Here is a 15,371-nt window from a genome sequence, read left to right as displayed (position 1 = left end):
ATGGTGAAGGATGTCAAGATAATCTGTCATATGATATTGACATCCTTCTGCCATGATGATAATATAACCAAGGTGCTCAAAATAAAACCTGTTACTTTGGAGGATATTCGATGTCTTATGATAAAGTATCACAGGCTCAATCCATTATTATTGGTACGAAGCAAACAGTAAAAGCTCTGAAACGAGATTCAGTAAAGGAAATCGTCGTAGCGAAAGATGCTGATCCTGCTTTAACAGCTAGTGTAATAAAACTAGCGCAAGAGAAGGGTGTAGACATTTTAGTGGTAGATTCCATGAAAAAGCTCGGCAAAGCCTGCGGAATTGAAGTTGGGGCAGCAGCTGTTGCCATTATGTTATAGCGTACTTGTTTTGTTTTTGCATGTGTAAATGCAAAAGCATTGTTTTTTGCCTTTTGATGAACCACCTGGGTATGTGGGTTATAAAAAAAGCAACGAAGGGAGGAATAACAACATGCCTACAATTAATCAGCTAATACGCAAAGGACGCGTGAGTAAAGTTGAAAACTCAAAGTCTCCTGCACTTAACAAAGGATACAACAGTTTCAAAAAAGAGCACACTAACGTAACATCTCCACAGAAGCGCGGGGTTTGTACTCGTGTCGGTACAATGACACCGAAAAAACCAAACTCAGCACTACGTAAATATGCTCGTGTACGTTTGTCTAACCTGATTGAGGTAACAGCTTACATTCCTGGTATCGGACATAATCTACAAGAGCACAGTGTAGTACTTATCCGTGGCGGACGTGTAAAAGACTTACCGGGTGTACGTTACCACATCGTTCGTGGTGCGCTTGATACTGCCGGAGTTGACGGTCGTATGCAAGGACGTTCTAAATACGGAACAAAACGCCCTAAACAAAGCAAATAATACAAACAAACATAAGGGTTTTTAGAAGTTGATATCAGATCAGTGGAGTCAGGCAACTGACAATGATATTGAGATGAGAGACAGATAGAAATCCTTTTAAATGAGAAGGGAGGCTATCAGATGCCACGTAAAGGTCCTGTAGCAAAAAGAGACGTATTGCCAGATCCAATTTACAATTCTAAACTTGTATCTCGTTTGATCAACAAAATGATGATCGACGGTAAAAGAGGAAAGTCACAAACAATTCTCTACAAGTCATTTGATATCATCAAAGAACGTACTGGTAATGAAGCGATGGAGGTTTTCGAACAAGCCTTGAAAAACATCATGCCAGTTCTTGAAGTTAAAGCACGTCGTGTAGGTGGAGCCAACTACCAAGTTCCTGTAGAAGTTCGCCCAGACCGTCGTACTACTTTAGGTCTTCGCTGGTTAGTAAACTACGCTCGTCTTCGTGGAGAAAAAACGATGGAAGAGCGTCTTGCTAACGAAATCCTTGACGCAGCTAACAACACTGGTGCTGCTGTTAAGAAACGTGAAGATACACACAAAATGGCAGAAGCGAACAAAGCATTCGCTCACTACCGCTGGTAGGATTTATACCAAACTAAAAAAACTATTCCCTAATAAGGAAGGAGAAATTACCCAATGGCAAGAGAGTTCTCCTTAGACAAAACTCGTAATATTGGTATCATGGCTCACATCGATGCCGGTAAAACGACAACGACTGAGCGTATCTTATACTACACTGGTCGTATCCATAAAATTGGCGAAACTCACGAAGGAGCTTCCCAAATGGACTGGATGGAGCAGGAGCAAGAACGTGGTATTACAATCACTTCTGCTGCTACTACAGCACAATGGAAAGGTTACCGTGTAAACATCATCGATACACCAGGACACGTAGACTTCACAGTTGAAGTTGAACGTTCTTTACGTGTACTTGATGGTGCGGTTACTGTTCTAGATGCACAATCAGGTGTAGAGCCACAAACTGAAACAGTTTGGCGCCAAGCAACAACTTACGGAGTACCTCGTATCGTATTCATTAACAAAATGGATAAAACAGGTGCGGACTTCCTTTACTCTGTAGGCACATTAAGAGATCGTCTTCAAGCGAACGCTCATGCAATTCAATTGCCGATCGGCGCTGAAGATCAATTCGAAGGAATCATCGACCTTGTAGAAAACGTAGCATACTTCTACGAAGATGACCTTGGAACTCGCTCTGATGCACAAGAAATCCCTGCTGAGTATAAAGACAAAGCTGAAGAGCTTCGCAACAGCCTAATTGAAGCTGTCGCTGAGCTTGACGAAGAGCTTATGGAAAAATACCTTGAGGGTGAAGAAATTACAATTCCTGAATTGAAAGCTGCAATCCGTAAAGGAACGTTGAATGTTGAATTCTATCCAGTTCTTGTTGGATCTGCTTTCAAAAACAAAGGTGTTCAGCTTGTACTTGACGCTGTGCTTGATTACCTTCCTGCACCAACTGATGTTGCTGCAATCAAAGGTACCTTGCCAGATTCAAATGAAGAGGTTGTGCGTGAGTCTACTGATGACGCACCATTCGCAGCCCTTGCTTTTAAAGTAATGACTGACCCTTATGTTGGGAAACTAACTTTCTTCCGTGTATACTCTGGAACACTTGATTCTGGTTCTTACGTGAAGAACTCTTCTAAGAACAAGCGTGAACGTGTTGGACGTATCCTTCAAATGCACGCAAACAGCCGTGAAGAAATCTCTACTGTATATGCAGGGGATATCGCAGCAGCTGTAGGTCTTAAAGATACATCAACTGGTGACACTCTTTGTGACGAGAAAAGTCTTGTTATCCTTGAGTCTATGGAATTCCCAGAGCCAGTTATCGATGTAGCAATCGAGCCTAAGTCTAAGGCTGACCAAGATAAAATGGGTATCGCTTTAGCTAAACTAGCTGAAGAGGATCCAACATTCCGTACACAAACAAACACTGAAACTGGTCAAACGATCATCTCTGGTATGGGTGAGCTTCACCTTGATATCATTGTTGACCGTATGAAGCGTGAGTTCAAGGTTGAAGCTAACGTAGGAGCTCCTCAAGTTGCGTACCGTGAAACATTCCGTTCTGGTGCAAAAGTTGAAGGTAAATTCGTACGTCAGTCTGGTGGACGTGGTCAGTTCGGACACGTTTGGATCGAATTCGAACCAAACGAAGAAGGCGCAGGCTTCGAATTCCAAAATGCAATCGTCGGTGGGGTTGTTCCTCGTGAATACATTCCAGCTATTCAAGCAGGTCTTGAAGATTCACTTGAAAATGGTGTATTAGCTGGATTCCCATTAATCGACATCAAAGCAAAATTATTTGATGGATCTTACCACGATGTTGACTCTAACGAAATGGCGTTTAAAATTGCTGCATCTATGGCATTGAAAAATGCTGTCAGCAAATGTAACCCAGTTCTACTTGAGCCAATGATGAAAGTGGAAGTCGTTATCCCTGAAGAATACATGGGAGACATCATGGGTGATATCACATCTCGTCGTGGACGTGTAGAAGGTATGGAAGCTCGCGGTAACGCTCAAGTTGTTCGCGCAATGGTTCCACTTTCTGAAATGTTCGGATATGCAACTGCACTCCGTTCTAATACACAAGGACGCGGTACTTTCACTATGCACATGGATCACTACGAAGAAGTGCCTAAGAGCATCAGTGAAGAAATCATCAAAAAAAATAAAGGTGAATAATTGATTTTGCCTTTAAACTAAAGTATAACTACTATTGAAGATCAGAAAGTGAGAGGTAACTCTTCACTTTCTATCACTCTATACCAAATACAATGAACCTTTAAGGAGGATTTTTAGAATGGCTAAAGAAAAATTCGACCGTTCCAAATCGCATGCTAACATTGGTACAATTGGACACGTTGACCATGGTAAAACAACTCTAACTGCTGCTATCTCAACAGTTCTTCATAAGAAATCTGGTAAAGGTACGGCTATGGCTTATGACCAAATCGATGGTGCTCCAGAAGAGCGCGAGCGTGGAATCACAATCTCAACAGCACACGTTGAGTATGAAACTGAAACTCGTCACTATGCACACGTAGACTGCCCAGGACACGCTGACTATGTTAAAAACATGATCACTGGTGCTGCTCAAATGGACGGCGCGATCTTAGTAGTATCTGCTGCTGATGGTCCAATGCCACAAACACGTGAGCACATCCTACTTTCTCGTAACGTAGGTGTACCATACATCGTAGTATTCCTTAACAAATGTGACATGGTTGACGATGAAGAGTTACTTGAACTTGTTGAAATGGAAGTTCGTGACCTTCTTTCTGACTATGACTTCCCTGGTGACGATGTACCTGTTATCAAAGGTTCTGCTCTTAAAGCTCTTGAAGGTGATGCTGATTACGAAGCAAAAATCTTCGAACTTATGGATGCGGTTGATGAGTACATCCCAACTCCAGAGCGTGACACTGAGAAGCCATTCATGATGCCAGTTGAGGACGTATTCTCAATCACTGGTCGTGGAACAGTTGCTACTGGTCGTGTTGAGCGTGGACAAGTTAAAGTCGGTGACGAAGTTGAAATCATCGGTCTTCAAGAAGAAAACGGTAAAACAACTGTTACAGGTGTTGAAATGTTCCGTAAGCTTCTTGACTATGCTGAAGCTGGTGACAACATCGGTGCACTACTTCGTGGTGTATCTCGTGAAGATATCCAACGTGGTCAAGTACTTGCTAAACCAGGTACAATCACTCCACATAGCCGTTTCAAAGCTGAAGTTTATGTACTTTCTAAAGAAGAGGGTGGACGTCATACTCCATTCTTCGCTAACTACCGTCCGCAGTTCTACTTCCGTACAACTGACGTAACTGGTATCGTACATCTTCCAGAAGGTACTGAAATGGTAATGCCTGGCGATAACACTGAGATGGAAGTTGAACTTATCTCTACTATCGCTATCGAAGAAGGAACTCGTTTCTCTATCCGTGAGGGTGGACGTACTGTAGGTTCTGGCGTCGTTTCAACTATCATTAAGTAATAAAACATATAAAAGAGACTCCTTGCAAAAGGGTCTCTTTTTTTGCTTTTCCAGATCAGAACGGCTACTATAAGCTATAGAATCTAATTGGAACCGAGAGGATCACTGGAATGGCGAAGATATATTTGAAGAAATGGTTAATCGGCGGGGTTGACCAATGGATTATGATCAAAGAAGATCACACAAATGAAGCGAAACCTGTTCTTTTATTTTTACACGGTGGGCCCGGCTCCGCTCAAATCAGCTATATCGACTCGTTTCATGAGGAACTTAATCAAGATTTTACAGTAGTTCATTGGGATCAGCGAGGCGCGGGACTTTCCTATCAAAAGAATCTCCCCGATACTTCCATGACCATTCAGCAATTTATTGAAGATACGATTGAACTGACAGAGAAAGTCCTTTCATATCTAGGTCAATCAAAATTGTACATCGCAGGATATTCATGGGGATCACTAATCGCCATACAAGCAGTACATAAGCGTCCAGATCTATATCATGCTTATTATGGAATTAGTCAGGTAGTAGATGTATTAAAAGAAGATATTATGTCGTACGAGCTCCTTTTGGAGAAATACCATCGGAATCGGTTGTTTACTTGGTGCCTGCGATTACTGACGCCTCCTCCGTGGAAACGAATATCAGCTCATGCTCTGTTCTCTCTCTATAAAGAGCTCGGCAGCGTAGGTCTCACACATAGGTGGAGGCCGCTTATTCAAATGCTGCGCGGATTTCTTTTTAGTAAGGAATATCAGCTGAAAGATAAGTGGAAGTTCCTTAAAGGACAGAAGTTTAGTCAGGACATGCTATGGGATGAATTGATGAATGAGAGCATTGAATACCGAGTTTCTACTATATTAATACCTTGCTACTTTATCATTGGCGCATATGACATGATTACACCAGCTGCTGTATCAAAACCATATGTTGACCAATTAACAGCACCAATCAAAGAATGGTTCACCTTTAAAGAATCTGCACATTCCCCGCATCTAGAAGAACCAGAAGAATTTATCCGTACCATAAAAAAGACTGCTGTACATCATCTTCAGGGAAAGCTTGATTTATAGGCTGAACCCCTGTATAATATGAAAAGTGTGCAAATCATAAATTTATCCGATTTATTATTGCAACACGCAGGCCAATTTGGTACAATAGTGCATGTTGGTCTTTGACTGCGATGAAGTGAGAGGTTGCTGACACACCCGGCCGCTTTGCCATGGCAAGGTGATCAGGTTTTTCTCACGGAGAACTGTCTAACGTAAGTAGGCGAAAAGGAGGGAAAATAATGGCAAAACAAAAAATTCGTATTCGTTTAAAAGCATATGATCATAGAATTCTTGATCAATCTGCTGAGAAGATTGTTGAAACGGCTAAGCGTTCTGGTGCTAGTGTATCTGGTCCAATCCCGCTTCCAACTGAAAAATCAGTTTACACAATCCTTCGTGCGGTGCATAAGTACAAAGATTCTCGTGAGCAATTTGAGATGCGTACTCACAAACGTCTAATCGACATCGTGAATCCAACTCCACAAACAGTTGATGCACTTATGCGTTTAGATTTACCATCTGGTGTAGATATCGAAATCAAACTTTAATTCAAATAGAAAACACATATTATAGGAGGTGTGACTAATGACCAAAGGAATCTTAGGTAGAAAAATTGGTATGACGCAAGTATTCGCAGAAAACGGTGATCTTATCCCTGTAACTGTTGTTGAGGCTGCTGCTAACGTTGTTCTTCAAAAGAAGACTACTGACACGGATGGCTATGAAGCAATCCAAATCGGTTTTGACGACAAACGTGAAAAGCTTTCTAACAAACCAGAGAAGGGCCACGTTGCTAAAGCGGAAACTGCTCCTAAGCGCTTCGTAAAAGAATTACGCGGTGCGGAGTTAGATGCGTATGAAGTTGGTCAGGAAGTCAAAGTTGATATTTTCGCAAATGGAGATATCGTAGATGTAACAGGAACATCAAAAGGTAAAGGATTCCAAGGGGCTATCAAGCGCCACGGACAATCACGCGGACCAATGACTCACGGTTCACGTTACCACCGTCGTCCTGGTTCAATGGGACCTGTTGATCCAAACCGAGTATTCAAAGGTAAACTTCTTCCAGGTCGTATGGGCGGAGAGCAAATCACTGTCCAAAACCTTGAGATCGTTAAAGTTGATGCAGAACGCAATCTACTATTGATCAAAGGAAATGTACCAGGAGCTAAAAAATCTCTAGTAACTGTAAAGAGTGCAGTTAAATCTAAATAACTCTCTTAGGAAAGGAGGAAACAAGTCATGCCAAAAGTAGCATTATTTAACCAAAACGGTTCTACTAACGGTGAAATCGAATTAAACGCTTCTGTGTTTGGAATCGAGCCAAACGAAAGCGTAGTATTCGATGCTATTCTTATGCAAAGAGCTTCCTTACGTCAAGGAACTCATAAAGTAAAAACTCGTTCTGAAGTACGTGGCGGAGGTCGTAAGCCTTGGAGACAGAAGGGTACAGGTCGTGCTCGTCAAGGTTCTATTCGTTCACCACAATGGCGCGGAGGCGGTATCGTATTCGGTCCAACACCACGCAGTTATTCATATAAATTACCTAAAAAAGTTCGCCGCTTGGCTATCAAGTCAGTATTGTCTTCTAAAGTAATCGACAACAACATCATCGTTCTTGAAGATTTGACTCTTGATGCAGTGAAAACGAAAGAATTCGCAGGCATCCTTAAAGGATTATCTGTTGAGAAGAAAGCGTTGATCGTCACTGCGGATGCAAACGAAACAGTTGCTTTATCTGCTCGTAACATCCCTGGAGTAACAGTTGTTGAAGCTAACGGTATCAACGTTCTTGACGTTGTCAACCACGACAAACTTCTGATCACTAAAGCAGCGGTTGAAAAAGTAGAGGAGGGACTTGCATAATGAAAGATCCTCGTGATGTTCTAAAGCGCCCTATCATTACTGAACGTTCTGCTGATCTAATGACAGAGAAGAAGTACACGTTCGAAGTTGATGTCAGAGCTAACAAAACAGAAGTGAAAGACGCTGTTGAAGAAATCTTTGGAGTGAAAGTTGAGAAAGTCAACGTTCAAAACTACAAAGGAAAATCTAAACGCGTTGGACGCTACACTGGTATGACTAGCCGTCGCAGAAAAGCGATCGTGAAATTAACTGCTGACAGCAAAGAAATCGAAATTTTTGAAGCGTAAATCTTAAAAAGAAGGAGGGAAATTCAAAATGGCGATTAAAAAGTATAAACCAACCAGTAATGGTCGTCGTGGCATGACTACTTCAGATTTTGCTGAAATCACGACTGACAAACCAGAAAAATCGTTGCTTGCACCGCTTCACAGAAAAGGCGGACGTAACAACCAAGGTAGATTGACTGTTCGTCATCAAGGTGGCGGTCATAAACGTCAATACCGTATCATCGACTTTAAGCGTGATAAAGACGGTATACCTGGACGCGTTGCTACAATCGAGTATGATCCAAACCGTTCAGCGAACATCGCTCTTGTAAACTATGCAGATGGTGAGAAACGTTACATTCTTGCTCCGAAAGGAATCCAAGTTGGTACTGAAGTTACTTCTGGACCAGAAGCTGACATCAAACCAGGTAATGCTCTTCCACTTATCAACATCCCAGTTGGTACAGTTGTGCATAACATTGAATTAAAACCAGGTAAAGGTGGACAATTAGTTCGTTCTGCTGGTACTTCTGCTCAAGTTCTTGGTAAAGAAGGTAAATACGTTCTTGTACGTTTGAACTCAGGAGAAGTTCGCATGATTCTTTCTGCTTGCCGTGCGACTATCGGTCAAGTTGGAAACGAGCAACACGAATTAATTAACATCGGTAAAGCTGGACGTTCTCGCTGGAAAGGCGTACGCCCAACAGTTCGTGGTTCTGTAATGAACCCTAACGATCACCCACACGGTGGTGGTGAAGGACGCGCTCCAATCGGACGTAAATCACCAATGTCTCCATGGGGTAAACCGACTCTTGGATTCAAGACTCGTAAGAAAACCAACAAGTCTGATAAATTCATTGTACGTCGTCGTAAAAACAAGTAACGGGGTTGTCTACGGTTCATTTAGGACCGTAGTTCAATCACGAAGGGAGGTTCCACAATGGCTCGCAGCTTAAAAAAAGGACCATTTGTTGATGATCATTTGATGGCTAAAGTCGAGAAATTGAATGAAACTGACAAAAAGCAAGTCGTAAAAACTTGGTCTCGTCGTTCTACAATTTTCCCACAATTCATCGGTCACACAATCGCTGTCTATGACGGACGCAAACATGTACCTGTTTTCATTTCTGAAGATATGGTAGGTCACAAATTGGGCGAATTCGCACCAAGCCGTACTTACAAAGGTCATGCTAGTGACGATAAAAAAACAAGACGCTAATGAGAGGAGGCTTTTAAATGCAAGCTAAAGCTGTCGCAAGAACAGTCCGTATTGCTCCTCGTAAAGCACGTCTAGTAATGGACCTGATCCGAGGTAAGCAAGTAGGAGAAGCAGTTTCTATCTTAAACCTTACACCTAAGGCTGCTTCACCAATTATTGAAAAAGTATTAAAATCTGCTATCGCAAACGCTGAGCACAACTACGAGTTGGACGCTAACAGCCTAGTGATTACTCAAGCATTCGTTGACGAAGGTCCAACACTTAAGAGATTCCGTCCACGTGCTATGGGTCGTGCGAGCGCAATTAACAAACGTACTAGCCACATTACAATCGTTGTATCAGAAAAGAAGGAGGGATAATCCGTGGGTCAAAAGGTAAATCCAGTAGGTCTTCGTATTGGCGTCATTCGTGATTGGGAATCTAAATGGTTCGCAGGAAAAGATTACGCTGACTTCTTACATGAAGACTTGAAAATCCGTGAATTCATCAGCAAGCGTTTGTCTGACGCGTCTGTTTCTAAAGTAGAAATCGAACGTGCTGCAAACCGCGTAAATATCACAATCCACACGGCTAAACCAGGTATGGTAATTGGTAAAGGCGGATCTGAAGTTGAAGCACTTCGTAAAGCTCTTAACAGCCTAACTGGCAAACGTGTACACATCAACATTCTTGAAATCAAGAGAGCAGATCTTGATGCTCAGCTAGTTGCTGAAAACATCGCTCGTCAACTTGAAAATCGTATTTCATTCCGTCGTGCACAAAAACAAACAATCCAACGCACAATGCGTGCTGGAGCACAAGGAATCAAAACAATGGTTTCTGGTCGTCTTGGCGGTGCAGATATTGCTCGTTCTGAATATTACAGTGAAGGTACTGTTCCGTTGCACACACTTCGTGCTGACATCGACTATGCTACTGCTGAAGCTGACACTACTTATGGTAAGCTTGGCGTAAAAGTATGGATCTATCGTGGAGAAGTCCTTCCAACTAAGAAGAATACTGCGGAAGGAGGAAAATAATATGTTATTGCCAAAACGCGTGAAGTATCGCAGAGAACATCGTGGGAAAATGCGTGGTCGTGCAAAAGGTGGCACTGAAGTACATTTCGGTGAGTACGGTATCCAAGCTCTTGAAGCTTCTTGGATCACGAACCGTCAAATCGAAGCTGCTCGTATTGCTATGACTCGTTACATGAAACGTGGCGGTAAAGTTTGGATTAAAATTTTCCCTTCTAAGCCATACACAGCTAAACCTCTAGAAGTCCGCATGGGTTCCGGTAAAGGTGCTCCAGAAGGATGGGTAGCTGTAGTAAAACCGGGCAAAGTTTTATTTGAAATTTCTGGTGTGTCTGAAGAAGTTGCTCGTGAAGCTCTTCGTCTTGCATCTCACAAATTGCCAATTAAAACGAAGTTCGTAAAACGTGAAGAAATTGGTGGTGAATCAAATGAAAGCTAATGAAATTCGTGACCTTACCACTGCTGAAATTGAACAAAAAGTAAAGTCTCTTAAAGAAGAACTTTTCAATCTTCGTTTCCAATTAGCGACTGGGCAGCTTGAAAACACTGCTCGCATTCGTGAAGTGCGTAAATCAATCGCACGCATGAAAACTGTGATTCGTCAAAGAGAAATCGCTGCTAATAAATAATAATTAGAGGGGAGGCCCCGCAAACATGAGCGAACGTAACCAACGTAAAGTGTATCAAGGTCGTGTTGTTTCTGACAAAATGGATAAAACCATCACTGTTGTAGTTGAAACATACAAAAAGCATTCACTTTATGGCAAACGTGTAAGATACTCTAAGAAGTTCAAAGCACATGATGAAAACAACCAAGCAAAAATCGGAGACATCGTAAAGGTCATGGAAACTCGTCCTTTATCTGCGACTAAACGCTTTCGTCTAGTTGAAGTTGTCGAAGAAGCCGTTATTATCTAATAAAGTTCGGATTTCTTTTTCCGAAAGGAGGTAACATTAATGATTCAACAGGAGACTCGTTTAAAAGTAGCTGACAACTCTGGCGCACGCGAAGTACTAACGATTAAAGTTCTTGGTGGCTCTGGACGTAAGACGGCTAACATCGGTGATGTCATTGTTTGTACGGTTAAACAAGCAACACCAGGAGGCGTTGTCAAAAAAGGTGAAGTTGTGAAAGCAGTTATCGTTCGTACAAAGAGCGGAGCTCGCAGAAACGATGGATCTTACATCAGTTTCGATGAAAATGCATGTGTCATTATCCGTGACGACAAGAGCCCGCGTGGAACTCGTATCTTCGGACCAGTAGCACGTGAACTTCGTGAAAACAACTATATGAAAATTGTTTCTCTAGCACCAGAAGTACTTTAATGAATACAATCCGCGACTCAAGGAGGTGCGATTAAATGCATGTTAAAAAGGGCGATAAAGTAGTGGTTATCTCTGGTAAAGATAAAGGTAAACAAGGAGTCATCCTTGCTGCTTTCCCTAAGAATGACCGTGTTTTAGTAGAAGGTATTAACCTTGTGAAAAAACACTCTAAACCAACCCAAGCTAACCCTCAGGGCGGAATTTCTGAACAAGAAGCGCCGATCCACGTATCAAACGTAATGCCGCTTGATCCTAAAACGGGTGAAGTGACACGTGTTGGGTATAAAGTTGAGGACGGAAAGAAAGTCCGTGTAGCGAAAAAATCTGGGCAAGTTCTAGATAAATAGTAAATAAGGAAGGGAGGTCTTTCTCATGAACCGCCTTAAAGAAAAGTATGTAAAAGAAATTACACCTGCATTAGTTTCTAAGTTTGAATACAAATCAGTAATGCAAGTGCCAAAAATCGAAAAAATCGTGATCAACATGGGTGTTGGTGACGCTGTTCAAAACGCTAAAGCAATCGATACTGCTGTTGAAGAATTAACGTTTATCGCTGGTCAAAAACCTGTCGTTACTCGTGCGAAGAAGTCTATTGCTGGATTCCGTCTACGTGAAGGAATGCCAATCGGTGCGAAAGTAACACTTCGCGGAGAGCGCATGTACGATTTCCTTGATAAACTTATTTCTGTATCTTTACCACGTGTACGTGACTTCCGCGGGATTTCTAAGAAATCTTTCGACGGTCGTGGAAACTACACGCTTGGTATTAAAGAACAGTTAATCTTCCCAGAAATTGATTACGATAAAGTAACAAAAGTCCGCGGTATGGATATCGTTATCGTTACGACTGCCAATACGGACGAAGAAGCACGTGAGTTATTAACTCAAGTAGGTATGCCGTTCCAGAAATAATCAATGAAAGGGAGGCGAAATCGTGGCTAAAAAGTCTATGATTGCGAAACAACAACGCAAACAAAAGTTTAAAGTTCAAGAGTATACGCGCTGCGAACGTTGTGGACGTCCACATTCAGTAATTCGCAAGTTTAAACTTTGCCGTATTTGTTTCCGCGAACTTGCATATAAAGGACAAATTCCTGGCGTTAAAAAAGCCAGCTGGTAATCCCCATAAATGGGAAGGAGGTTATTAAATAATGGTTATGACAGATCCGATTGCAGATTTGCTGACTCGTATTCGCAATGCGAACATGGTACGTCATGAGAAGCTAGAAGTACCGGCTTCAAAAATCAAAAGAGAAATTGCTGAAATCTTAAAGCGTGAAGGTTTTATCCGTGACGTTGAATATGTTGAAGACAGCAAACAAGGAATTATCCGTATGTTCCTTAAATATGGCCAAAACAACGAGCGTGTTATCACTGGTCTAAAAAGAATCAGTAAACCTGGTTTACGTGTATATGCGAAATCAAATGAAGTACCACGTGTACTTAACGGACTTGGAATCGCAATTATTTCTACATCACAAGGTGTTTTATCGGACAAAGAAGCCCGTGCTAAACAAGCTGGTGGAGAAGTACTTGCTTACGTATGGTAAAAAAAGTTTAAGATGAATGGAGGTGCTTGGTATGTCTCGTATAGGTAAAAAATTAATCGAGATCCCTTCAGGAGTTACTGTGACAAACAACGATAACACAGTGACAGTAAAGGGACCAAAAGGTGAACTAACTCGTACATTTCACCCTGATATGGAAATTAAAATTGAGGACAGCGTCTTAACTGTAAGCCGTCCGTCTGATCATAAAGAACACCGTGCTTTACATGGTACAACACGTAGCTTAATTGCAAACATGGTTGAAGGTGTATCTAAAGGTTTCGAAAGAGGTTTAGAACTTATCGGTGTCGGTTACCGTGCAGCTAAATCTGGAAACAAACTTGTTCTTAACGTTGGATACTCTCATCCAGTTGAAATCGTTCCTGAGGCTGGAGTTGAAGTCGAAGTTCCATCTCAAACGAAAGTAGTCATTAAAGGTATCGATAAAGAGCGTGTGGGAGCTCTAGCTTCTAACATCCGCGCTGTCCGTTCTCCAGAGCCTTACAAAGGTAAAGGAATTCGTTACGAAGGTGAATTCGTTCGCCGTAAAGAAGGAAAAACTGGTAAGTAAGATCGCTTAATGTGAAGAAAGGAGTGACTCGGATGATTACGAAAACTAGCAAAAACGCTACTCGTCTTAAAAGACACGCTCGTGTTCGTGCGAAACTTTCAGGTACTGCTGAAAGACCTCGCCTTAACGTTTTCCGTTCTAACAAGAACATCTACGCTCAAGTAATTGATGATGTTAACGGTGTAACACTTGTAAGTGCTTCTACTCTTGATAAAGAGTTAAAGATCGAGAATAGTTCTGACGCTGCAGCTGCTACTAAAGTTGGCGAACTTGTTGCAAAACGTGCTGTTGAAAAAGGAATCTCTAACGTGGTATTTGACCGCGGAGGATACTTATATCATGGACGTGTAAAAGCTCTAGCTGAAGCTGCTCGTGAGGCTGGACTTAAATTTTAATAAAAGAAGGAGGGACACATCCGAATGAGTCGTATTGACCAAAGCAAATTAGAGTTAGAAGAACGCTTAGTTACGGTTAACCGCGTAGCGAAAGTTGTTAAAGGTGGACGTCGTTTCCGTTTTGCAGCTTTAGTTGTTGTCGGTGACAAAAACGGTCATGTAGGTTTCGGTACTGGTAAAGCACAAGAAGTACCAGAAGCGATCCGCAAAGCTGTTGAAGATGCGAAAAAGAATTTAATTGAAGTACCAATGGTTGGAACTACAATTCCACATGAAATCATCGGTCGATTCGGTGCAGGAAACGTTCTATTGAAGCCTGCTTCAGAAGGTACAGGAGTTATCGCTGGAGGCCCAGTGCGTGCGGTTCTTGAGCTTGCTGGTCTAGCTGATATCCTTTCTAAATCTCTAGGTTCTAATACACCGATCAACATGATCCGCGCAACACTTCAGGGTTTAAGTGAACTTAAACGTGCTGAAGACGTTGCGAAGCTTCGTGGAAAATCTGTAGAAGACCTGTTAGGATAAGGAGGGAACATTAATGGCAAATAAATTAGAAATTACCCTCAAACGCAGTGTAATCGGTCGCCCAGAAGATCAGCGTGTCACTGTTCGTACTCTTGGTCTTAAGAAAACAAACCAAACAGTCGTACATGAAGACAATGCAGCGATCCGCGGCATGATTAACAAGGTGTCTCATTTAGTTTCTGTTAAAGAACAATAAAACATTTTTAATCGATAAGGAGGTGCCCAAATGAAACTTCATGAATTGAAGCCTTCAGAAGGTTCACGTAAAGTACGCAACCGTGTTGGTCGTGGTATTGGATCAGGTAACGGTAAAACTTCTGGTAAAGGTCATAAAGGTCAAAACGCTCGTTCTGGCGGCGGTGTACGCCCTGGTTTCGAAGGTGGTCAAATGCCTTTATTCCAACGTCTTCCAAAACGTGGTTTTACAAACATCAACCGTAAAGATTACGCGGTTATCAACTTAGACAGATTAAACAGTTTTGACGAAGGAACGGAAGTAACTCCTGAACTTCTTCTAGAGACTGGTGCAATAAGCAAGTTAAAAGCAGGAGTAAAAATTCTTGGCAACGGTAAATTAGAAAAAAAATTAACTGTAAAAGCCAATAAATTCTCTGCTTCTGCGAAAGAAGCTATTGAAGCTGCTGGCGGTACAGCCGAGGTGATCTAA

27 protein-coding genes are annotated in these 15,371 nt (G+C 42.0%); all 27 read left to right on the top strand.

Annotation, left to right across the window (positions count from 1 at the left end; translation table 11 throughout):
- Positions 1-110 precede the first annotated feature (110 nt).
- The 27 genes from C6Y07_RS18175 to rplO all read left to right on the top strand — a co-directional run bounded on the left by C6Y07_RS18175 (position 111) and on the right by rplO (position 15,371).
- On the top strand, positions 111-359 hold the full coding sequence (locus tag C6Y07_RS18175; protein ID WP_034665612.1) for a 50S ribosomal protein L7ae-like protein: 249 nt from the start codon (positions 111-113) through the stop codon (positions 357-359).
- A gap of 112 nt (positions 360-471) precedes the next feature.
- Entirely contained in the window at positions 472-891 is a 420-nt protein-coding gene (gene rpsL, locus C6Y07_RS18170; protein WP_003216962.1) for a 30S ribosomal protein S12, read from the top strand.
- Positions 892-1,011: 120 nt separating this feature from the next.
- Positions 1,012-1,482 carry a 30S ribosomal protein S7 gene (gene rpsG, locus C6Y07_RS18165; RefSeq protein WP_003216884.1) on the top strand — a complete coding sequence of 157 codons (471 nt, stop codon included), beginning with the start codon at positions 1,012-1,014 and terminating at the stop codon, positions 1,480-1,482.
- Between the two features lie 54 nt (positions 1,483-1,536).
- The gene (gene fusA / locus C6Y07_RS18160) at positions 1,537-3,615 is read left to right on the top strand and encodes an elongation factor G (protein ID WP_034665610.1); all 2,079 of its coding nucleotides are present in this window, start codon (positions 1,537-1,539) and stop codon (positions 3,613-3,615) included.
- 118 nt (positions 3,616-3,733) lie between these two features.
- On the top strand, positions 3,734-4,924 hold the full coding sequence (gene tuf / locus C6Y07_RS18155) for an elongation factor Tu (protein WP_034283892.1): 1,191 nt from the start codon (positions 3,734-3,736) through the stop codon (positions 4,922-4,924).
- 110 nt (positions 4,925-5,034) lie between these two features.
- On the top strand, positions 5,035-5,994 hold the full coding sequence (locus C6Y07_RS18150; protein ID WP_106039695.1) for an alpha/beta fold hydrolase: 960 nt from the start codon (positions 5,035-5,037) through the stop codon (positions 5,992-5,994).
- A 218-nt stretch (positions 5,995-6,212) separates the two neighbouring features.
- Positions 6,213-6,521, top strand: coding sequence for a 30S ribosomal protein S10 (gene rpsJ, locus C6Y07_RS18145; protein WP_003156464.1), 309 nt, complete (start codon positions 6,213-6,215; stop codon positions 6,519-6,521).
- A 37-nt stretch (positions 6,522-6,558) separates the two neighbouring features.
- Positions 6,559-7,188: a 50S ribosomal protein L3 gene (gene rplC / locus C6Y07_RS18140; RefSeq protein ID WP_012008703.1), complete on the top strand. Its 630-nt coding sequence runs from the start codon at positions 6,559-6,561 to the stop codon at positions 7,186-7,188.
- A 27-nt stretch (positions 7,189-7,215) separates the two neighbouring features.
- Positions 7,216-7,839 (top strand): 50S ribosomal protein L4, encoded by a 624-nt coding sequence (rplD, locus tag C6Y07_RS18135; RefSeq protein ID WP_007496312.1) that lies wholly within the window; start codon positions 7,216-7,218, stop codon positions 7,837-7,839.
- Positions 7,839-8,126: a 50S ribosomal protein L23 gene (gene rplW / locus C6Y07_RS18130; protein ID WP_003217016.1), complete on the top strand. Its 288-nt coding sequence runs from the start codon at positions 7,839-7,841 to the stop codon at positions 8,124-8,126. Before rplD ends, rplW begins: the two co-directional genes overlap by 1 nt.
- Before the next feature lie 28 nt (positions 8,127-8,154).
- Positions 8,155-8,988 carry a 50S ribosomal protein L2 gene (gene rplB / locus C6Y07_RS18125; RefSeq protein WP_007496314.1) on the top strand — a complete coding sequence of 278 codons (834 nt, stop codon included), beginning with the start codon at positions 8,155-8,157 and terminating at the stop codon, positions 8,986-8,988.
- A 57-nt stretch (positions 8,989-9,045) separates the two neighbouring features.
- On the top strand, positions 9,046-9,324 hold the full coding sequence (gene rpsS / locus C6Y07_RS18120) for a 30S ribosomal protein S19 (RefSeq protein ID WP_003216920.1): 279 nt from the start codon (positions 9,046-9,048) through the stop codon (positions 9,322-9,324).
- A 17-nt stretch (positions 9,325-9,341) separates the two neighbouring features.
- Positions 9,342-9,683: a 50S ribosomal protein L22 gene (gene rplV / locus C6Y07_RS18115; RefSeq protein WP_007496316.1), complete on the top strand. Its 342-nt coding sequence runs from the start codon at positions 9,342-9,344 to the stop codon at positions 9,681-9,683.
- 3 nt (positions 9,684-9,686) lie between these two features.
- Positions 9,687-10,343 (top strand): 30S ribosomal protein S3, encoded by a 657-nt coding sequence (rpsC, locus tag C6Y07_RS18110; RefSeq protein WP_003217241.1) that lies wholly within the window; start codon positions 9,687-9,689, stop codon positions 10,341-10,343.
- Between the two features lies 1 nt (position 10,344).
- Entirely contained in the window at positions 10,345-10,779 is a 435-nt protein-coding gene (gene rplP / locus C6Y07_RS18105; RefSeq protein ID WP_003156478.1) for a 50S ribosomal protein L16, read from the top strand.
- Complete coding sequence (gene rpmC / locus C6Y07_RS18100) at positions 10,769-10,969, top strand: 50S ribosomal protein L29 (RefSeq protein WP_003217155.1); 201 nt, start codon at positions 10,769-10,771, stop codon at positions 10,967-10,969. Before rplP ends, rpmC begins: the two co-directional genes overlap by 11 nt.
- 25 nt (positions 10,970-10,994) lie before the next feature.
- Positions 10,995-11,258, top strand: coding sequence for a 30S ribosomal protein S17 (gene rpsQ, locus C6Y07_RS18095; protein ID WP_003216906.1), 264 nt, complete (start codon positions 10,995-10,997; stop codon positions 11,256-11,258).
- A 39-nt stretch (positions 11,259-11,297) separates the two neighbouring features.
- A complete protein-coding gene (rplN, locus tag C6Y07_RS18090; protein ID WP_003216882.1) occupies positions 11,298-11,666 on the top strand; it encodes a 50S ribosomal protein L14 in 369 nt (122 codons plus the stop codon).
- A 35-nt stretch (positions 11,667-11,701) separates the two neighbouring features.
- Positions 11,702-12,013: a 50S ribosomal protein L24 gene (gene rplX / locus C6Y07_RS18085; protein ID WP_003217151.1), complete on the top strand. Its 312-nt coding sequence runs from the start codon at positions 11,702-11,704 to the stop codon at positions 12,011-12,013.
- 25 nt (positions 12,014-12,038) lie between these two features.
- Positions 12,039-12,578, top strand: a complete 540-nt coding sequence (rplE, locus tag C6Y07_RS18080; protein ID WP_003217159.1) for a 50S ribosomal protein L5 — start codon at positions 12,039-12,041, stop codon at positions 12,576-12,578.
- Positions 12,579-12,600: 22 nt separating this feature from the next.
- Positions 12,601-12,786, top strand: coding sequence for a 30S ribosomal protein S14 (gene rpsN, locus C6Y07_RS18075; protein ID WP_008356542.1), 186 nt, complete (start codon positions 12,601-12,603; stop codon positions 12,784-12,786).
- 31 nt (positions 12,787-12,817) lie between these two features.
- A complete protein-coding gene (rpsH, locus tag C6Y07_RS18070; protein ID WP_003217040.1) occupies positions 12,818-13,216 on the top strand; it encodes a 30S ribosomal protein S8 in 399 nt (132 codons plus the stop codon).
- A gap of 31 nt (positions 13,217-13,247) precedes the next feature.
- A complete protein-coding gene (gene rplF, locus C6Y07_RS18065) occupies positions 13,248-13,784 on the top strand; it encodes a 50S ribosomal protein L6 (RefSeq protein WP_003217186.1) in 537 nt (178 codons plus the stop codon).
- 32 nt (positions 13,785-13,816) lie between these two features.
- On the top strand, positions 13,817-14,179 hold the full coding sequence (rplR, locus tag C6Y07_RS18060) for a 50S ribosomal protein L18 (RefSeq protein ID WP_003216951.1): 363 nt from the start codon (positions 13,817-13,819) through the stop codon (positions 14,177-14,179).
- Between the two features lie 24 nt (positions 14,180-14,203).
- Positions 14,204-14,704, top strand: coding sequence for a 30S ribosomal protein S5 (rpsE, locus tag C6Y07_RS18055; RefSeq protein ID WP_003217179.1), 501 nt, complete (start codon positions 14,204-14,206; stop codon positions 14,702-14,704).
- A 13-nt stretch (positions 14,705-14,717) separates the two neighbouring features.
- On the top strand, positions 14,718-14,900 hold the full coding sequence (rpmD, locus tag C6Y07_RS18050) for a 50S ribosomal protein L30 (protein ID WP_003217067.1): 183 nt from the start codon (positions 14,718-14,720) through the stop codon (positions 14,898-14,900).
- Between the two features lie 30 nt (positions 14,901-14,930).
- A complete protein-coding gene (rplO, locus tag C6Y07_RS18045; protein ID WP_003216888.1) occupies positions 14,931-15,371 on the top strand; it encodes a 50S ribosomal protein L15 in 441 nt (146 codons plus the stop codon).

This window comes from Bacillus sp. LNXM12-1 (genome assembly GCF_003004375.1).
Taxonomy (GTDB): domain Bacteria; phylum Bacillota; class Bacilli; order Bacillales; family Bacillaceae; genus Bacillus.
The sequence above is the reverse complement of the archived record's forward strand: the minus strand, read 5'-3'. Positions and strand labels throughout refer to the sequence as shown.